The organism is Luteibacter sp. P4_E6 (assembly GCF_056401535.1).
In genome coordinates, this window is the sequence record NZ_JBFUJE010000606.1 from 1 (window position 1) to 2,184 (window position 2,184).

Here is a 2,184-nt window from a genome sequence, read left to right on the forward strand (position 1 = left end):
GAGCTGCGAACGTTGATCATCACGGACATCGACAGCGTGACACCTAATCCGCAGGGCAAGCGCGTGGCTACACCCGTGGCGACGGGCACCTTCACCAGTAACGGGTGTCTAAAGGCGTGGTTTGGTGACGACGTCACGCCGCAAGAGCTCATTGCCAAGGCGCCGGCGGACAAGATACTGGACCTGCGGCGGGTGGCTTATCAGGTACCTGAAGCGAATGGCGATCCGTGTGGCCGGAGCTTTGAGGATGCGTTCATTCTAGCCAATCCCGCGCACTTCCCGTTGGACGGAGCGGATCGCGCTAAAGCGGCCTATCAACTGGCGAGTGAGCAAAAGAAATCCGCCTTTGCGCTAACGCACGCGATCGACCTTCTGGACTGGCAGGTGCCGCGTTATATTGCCGAAGGTCTGCGCTGGCTAGCGGAAAAGCCGGCCCCGGTCGGGGGCGGCACACCGGCGGCCGCTGTTCCTCACGTCGCGCCTGTGGCAGGGGACGCCAACCATGCCTGAGGTTGCCGAGACGCCGGCGGATGCGGCCGGCCGAATTGCCCTGGAACGCATGTTCGACTGCCTTGACCAAGGTCGCAGCTTCAGGCTCGAGGCCGGTGCGGGCGCAGGAAAAACGTATTCGCTCGACAAGGCGCTCCGACGTCTGATCGATCAGCGTGGCGTGGAATTACTGCGTCGCGGCCAGCAAGTTGGTTGCATCACGTACACCAATGTCGCCAAAGACGAGATCATCTCGCGGACCAAGGCGCATCCCGTCGTCCGTGCGGAGACGATACACGGATTCTGCTGGTCAATCCTGCAGGACTTCCAGATGACACTCCGCAGCCTGGTGCCAGAACTCGAGGGCTGGGCCGAGCGCCTGGAACCGGTTGGCGCCATCGGTACTCGCCGCGTTCATTACGAGCTGGGGTACCCAGGGGTTAGGGAAGACGAGGTCACCCTGCGTCACGACGACGTCTTGGCCTTGATGGTCAAAATGCTCACCTATTCGAAATTTCGTGCCGTACTCACCGCCCGTTATCCGATTCTTCTAATCGACGAGTATCAGGACACTGACGCAGCCTTCATCGGCGCTATCAAGGCTTGGTTCCTCGACACAGCTTCGGGTCCTCAACTGGGCCTGTTCGGCGACCATTGGCAGAAAATCTATGGCGAAGGGTGCGGCCTGGTTGACCATCCCGCACTCGTCGTGATCGACAAAAACGCCAACTTTCGCTCCGTGAGGGCGATCGTTGATGTCCTTAATCATATGCGACCAGCGCTCGCGCAGCTTGTAAGCGATCCGATGCTGCCCGGTCAGGCGCGGGTATTCCACACCAACCGCTGGACCGGGGTGCGGCGCACCGGGCAGGGGGGAGGGCACTGGACGGGTGACACCAGCCCTGAGGCGGCCAATGCCTACTTGAGTTTAGTGAAGAACATGCTTACAGCAGACGGCTGGGACCTGTCCGTGGCCAACACCAAAATTCTCATGCTGACCCACGGCGTGCTGGCACGCGAACAAGGTTACGCGAGCATTCCTCCCATATTCGGGCAATTCAACGATCCCTGGTTGAAGAAAGAAGATCCGCATATTAAGTTTCTGACTGATCAGCTGGAACCAGCGTGCGCCGCATTTTCCGCCAGGCGATATGGTGCAATGTTCGAGAGTTTAGGCGCGTCGACTCCCAAGGTACGGCGGCACGCGGACAAGATCGCATGGTCCCAAGCCATGGAGGCATTGATCGCGCGTCGCGAGCACGGAACGATCGGTGATGTCGTGGACTTCGTAGCCGCAACTCCACCAATGCGATTGCCTGAGCCGGTCGAGGAAGTCGAGCGGCAACTGGCCCACATCGGGGTGCAACCGGTTGACGGTGAACCACGCCGGGTCAGTCAACTACGCAAATTGCGCCAAGTGCCGTACGCCGAATTGATGGCCCTTGATCAGTTCATCGATGGACACACGCCTTTCGCTACCAAACACGGGGTAAAGGGCGCGGAGTTCGAAAACGTACTCGTGGTCGTTGGCAGAGGCTGGAATAAGTACAACTTTGGCCAAATGTTGGAGTGGTTCCAAGCGGGCGTGCCGCTCGATAAGACCGATGCCTTCGAGAACAACCGCAATCTGTTCTACGTGGCATGCTCGCGACCGAAGACTCGTCTCGCCGTCCTTTTCACGCAGCTGTTGAGCGG

At 59.6% G+C, this 2,184-nt stretch carries 1 protein-coding gene and 1 pseudogene; both read left to right on the plus strand.

The window, feature by feature from the left end; genetic code table 11:
• A pseudogene (locus AC1DT2_RS21375) lies at positions 1 to 510 on the plus strand (ATP-dependent endonuclease); the annotation flags it as partial.
• Positions 503 to 2,184: UvrD-helicase domain-containing protein (locus AC1DT2_RS21380; protein ID WP_477298587.1), on the plus strand; the 1,682-nt coding region annotated here is incomplete at its 3' end. The pseudogene AC1DT2_RS21375 and the gene AC1DT2_RS21380, both read left to right, overlap by 8 nt.